We start from the raw sequence: 4,946 nt of genomic DNA, 5'->3' as shown, positions 1-4,946 counted from the left end.
GAGGAAGTAGGAGGCAAGTATTATTGGATAAAGTATTTTTTCCTCGGCCCTTAACTCAAAGACCATCAGACAGAAAACACAAAGTGTGAGGCCCGTCACACCTACTTCATTAATTGAACTGAGTTGATGAGGAGAGTTCGACCTGCAGTGTTTTACCGGAAAGTACGATTCAACATTGGATAAAGGACGAGGAGATAATCTATGTGTAAACGCGATAAAGGTCGGCATTATCATGCCGCACGCGGCTCGATTTTTGGGTTAATAACGAGTGCAGTGGTATTGGTTGGCTGCGATGGGGGGGCATTAAGTAGTAGCAGTAATATATCCAGCAGCGAATCCCCTCAGCAACACAGCTCTCAAGCGCAGTCATCTGTAATGTCCTCTCAGAATGCCCCAACCTCGGCTGGCACAAACTCATCCGCTACGGTGACCCTGCCACATGCAGCCTTGCTGCCCAGTATACCGGCTAGGAGTGATGGCGTTACGACCTTCACCTCAAGGCTGAGAGATGACAGTTTGAAGGTTTTGGCTGTGCAGTTCATCGATATGGATGATGATGGCGATTTGGATATATTGCACGACGAAATAACAGATACAGTTCGTCGCCTTGTTTGGTATGACAATAATCGGCCCAATTTAATAGGCTATCAGTCGCTTGATGATTTACCTCGTCATGATCTCGCAACACTTGAAAGCAGCGAACATAAACTTCCGGGGATTTTGCAGCTCGCAGACATTAACAATGATGGTACTCAGGATATTGTTTGGGGGAAAAACTCGAGGAATATTCTACAGGTGTTTAATCAGCAGCCAGTAAGCACAACTTCGCGCTGGAAAAATAGCCATACTTTAACAACCCCTCAGGGATGGCAAAAAATATTACGGGGCGATATAAGCGACCAACAATCTGCACTATTAGTAAGTACGCCTAACGGTATTTCTCTGGCCCATATCAGCGATGATTGGACCTTGCAAGAGGATGCACTAGTTATCGCAGAGGGCATTCAAGATTTTTGGTTACTCGATTTGGAACATAATGGGCTGAATGACATTGTTTACCATAACGACTACGGTGTTTTTTGGGCACAAAACCAAGGCGGAAATACATTTTCTACCCCGGAAAAATTATTAGAAAAAGTTGATTACAAAATAGGTATTGCAGACTTCGACAATGACGGTTTTGACGAGCTCTGGAGCGTAAATACCAGCACGCTCAATAGTCGTAATTCAATGACGTTATTGCGCTACGAATATGTAGCGACTGACTCACAGCTTAAATCACATGAAAAAATAGCACTACCGTTTGATGGCTATACTTCAGGGCTTGCCGTTGGCGATATTGATGCCGACGGCGATGCCGATGTGATATTTAGCTACTGGCGTCCCGCTGGTGAAGTGAGCCACTGGCTGGAAAATACCCACCCAGATCTACCATTGTTTGATCGCGGAACGATTATTCAGCATGATAACAGCAGTTTCTTCAACCCTCCTTTAGGCCTTCAAGATTTTAATGGCAACGGTATTATTGATATCATTACATCAAACTATCAAAACTATATGCCGCTCCCAATACCGCGGCAAACACTTTACATTGAAGCCGATAAAAAATACGCATTTGACCTGTCGTTAATTATGGGCGCCCAAGATGCTAGTGCGTTTACCTTGTCCGCAACGCTCGATAGTACACTGAACTATTTTCACCTCAATGGCACTAATACAGAATTAATCATAGCGCCGCTACCAACGCCCATTAATGCGCAAGATGCTAACCTCGATAGCCGCTATGAATTATGGATTCAATATCAAAAAGACGGCGCAACTCATAGCGTATTATTAAGCATAAATGCCTATTCCGATGACGGCGATATCGATGATGATGGTGTCGCTGACATCCAAGATCAAGCGCCCTTCAACCCTGAGATAATTTTTGATAATGATGGCGACGGTATTGGCGATAGCCATGATACAGACGATGATAACGACGGCCATGATGATAGCGTAGATAACGCGCCCTTCAATGGTTTGTATTATCTGCAGCCTGAATGGAAAAGTCTTTTAGACTTAGGCTCGCAGCAACAATTAAAGCGCACATTTTCTACCACTCCACTATTTGGTATTCGCAAGGATTATGACACGAGCTTGATCCCGTTATTTTCCAATCTAGGCCGCAATATAGAGGTGCATGCCGATACAGCCATTTACAATTTTGATTACCACCCGGCTGATTTTAATAATGATGGTTTAATCGATCTATTCGCTACCCGCGCAGATGGTACAGCGGCGGTATTTATAAATGCTGGCGACGGTGAATTTACTCAACATGGTTTTGGTAATTTTTCTGGGCGCTTAGAAGCAGCAGTGGCTGACGTTGACGGCGATGGCGCAATTGATATTATTTTAGGAGAGTACTTTTCAGATGATTACAGCAGTTCATCCCAGGTTTATATTTATTTAAATAAATTAAATCAAGGGCTAGGCTTTGTCCAACGAAAAAGTAATTTAAACTCCCCTAGTCCTAGCCAACCAAAGCAGGATATCGATGGAAACGGCACTCTAGACTCTGTATTAGGTAATGGAATTAAAAATCAAAATTTCCAGTGGTTACAAGGAGTCGTCAGCGACGACCGCATTGACTTTACACCGAGACCGAGCACCGTAAATGATGAGCAGTATTTAGCCTCCGCTTACCAACAATATAGGGTTGTTGCCGCTGGGCATTTTAATCAAGATACTATTACAGATTTATTAGCGGTTGAAACCCCTTCGTATTCTCCTGAGGGCGCGCAGTACCGCTTATTGTTAGGTGAAGCCGCAGAGACTAACACTGCGGTAGAACCTTTAGAGTATCGAGCACAAATTCTTGGACGCTTTCCTAAAGGTAAAGTAGCCGCTGCAGATATAAACAATGACGGCGTGCTTGATATAGTGATTGGCGCAGGGCAAGCATTTACTTTATTGTTGAGTGATGGAGGCCCACAGAATAGTTATCGTAAGCAGGAATGGTTTACCGGAATTGGTGGTGTCACGACCTTAACGGCTGACGACATCGATGGCGATGGTGATGCAGACATTATTATAGAATCAAAAGTGGACCGCGATGCCCCAATTGTGACCCATTGGTTCGAAAATACGACTTTATCCGCGGTGAGCTTTAAGTATCATTCAGTGCACGCCTCCCCCGCTGATGCCGGAAGCGGTATCTTTGTCGATATTTTAGGCTACGGGATGAAAAGCTTTCTCTTTAATGCTCAGCCATCAGGCTTGCCTGTTTGGAAAACGCTAAATACTCAACGCCATACGGTTGCCGAAGGTGATCAGCTAATGATTAATAGCCTAGCCATTGATGGCGATAACAACGCGTTGAATTATCAATTAGGCGGTATTTCGCAAGACCTTATCAATGCCGTATCAATTGATAAAGAGACAGGTGTTATTACACTACAAGCGCCGAATAATGGTGATCAATCGCTCTATTTTTGGCTCACCGTAGATGATGGTTTTTCGCAGTTACGTCGCTATTTTAATATCGTAGTTTATCGCGATGATGGTGATGCAGATAACGATGGCATTCCAGACAGCGATGATGCCCTACCCTTTGACCCCAGTGAAACTGTGGATACCGATGGCGACGGTATCGGTAATCATCAGGATATCGATGATGATGGCGATTTAGTACCCGATGTTGACGATGCTCAGCCATTATATGCCAGCGTGAGCGAAGCACTTCAGTGGCTAGCCCCTGATGAAATTGCCACAACTGATAATAGTATTTATAGCAATGACGCTAGACGCTTACAAGACAATTTATGGCTGGTGGATTTTAATGCCGATGGCGCGGTGGATGTGATTGCCGAAGAGTACAACGGAGAGCTTCTGTATTTTGAAAATAAAAATCAGTCGCACATTGCATTTTCAGCTCAACAGGCTCCTACCGACTTACCTATGGGCTTCGGTTCTCTGCGTCAGTACATCGATTATCTAGCATCTCATCCACCAGAAGGGCCAATACACGATTTCAATAATGACGGTATTGCTGATGGCCTGTATTTTTCGGGTCGCAAAGTACAAGTCGAATTAAGCCAGGGCAACAATAAGTTATGGCATGAGATTACGAATTACTTCTCCTACAATGATGTGACAACCGTTCAAGCAGCCGATATTGATGCTGATGGTAATGAAGATATTGTGGTCGCCAATGCGGTTGGCGATGTCGCCTGGTTTAAAAATGAGGGAGGAGCAGTGCCTATTTTTACCCGCCATGATATAGAGCTTGAGTACTCGGGATCTGACTATGCTGCCATTGCTGATGTTGACGGTGATGGGGATCTCGATATTGTTCACGCCCCCAATAAGTGGTTTGAAAATGATGGTAGCGCGCAGCCGAATTTTACCAAACATAGCGTAGGTAAATCGTTTTACTCCAGCAGGTATGTGACAGTCGCTGATTTAAATAATGATGGTGAACTAGAGTTTGTAGGCGTTATCTCAGACAGTGGACCTCACGTAAATTGGTATACAACTGTATCGCGCAGCGTAACAGTTGTAGAGGGTATAAATAACCATACCGTTATCGTTTCTGAGCTAGCCATAAGTGGTGACGGCGTGCCTATTTTGTACAGCATTACCATGGGGCCGGATGCCAGTTTATTTGAGGTTAATCCACAAGGTGATATCACCTTTACGACAACACCCGATAACGATAAACCCGGCGATCAAAACCACGACAACATCTATGATTTCTGGTTAACCGCCAGTAATGGCATTGCAACGCTGCACCGCCGCATACAAGTCACGGTGTCGTCACCATAAATAAGCAGTAACTTATAATAGATAGTTCAATTTGGCACAGGGGCCTGCATATCCCTTGCGCCAAATTGGATAAACGATTACACCTCCCCCCCCTAAGGGGCGCGCATGAAATAACTTCCCGTTTTTGAATTCCTGGG

1 protein-coding gene is annotated in these 4,946 nt (G+C 44.5%); it reads left to right on the top strand.

Going from position 1 to position 4,946, the window contains the following annotated elements; all coding sequences use genetic code 11:
- The first annotated feature begins 201 nt into the window (after positions 1-201).
- Positions 202-4,809 (top strand): FG-GAP-like repeat-containing protein, encoded by a 4,608-nt coding sequence (locus AC3A8L_RS19795; protein ID WP_487963997.1) that lies wholly within the window; start codon positions 202-204, stop codon positions 4,807-4,809.
- The last annotated feature ends 137 nt before the right edge of the window (positions 4,810-4,946 follow it).

Source organism: Marinagarivorans sp. (assembly GCF_982758155.1).
The sequence above is the reverse complement of the archived record's forward strand: the minus strand, read 5'-3'. Positions and strand labels throughout refer to the sequence as shown.

Bases quoted from the DNA above. Each gene is read 5' to 3' on its own strand.
- AC3A8L_RS19795 (WP_487963997.1), top strand. From the start codon at position 202: ATGTGTAAACGCGATAAAGGTCGGCATTATCATGCCGCACGCGGCTCG.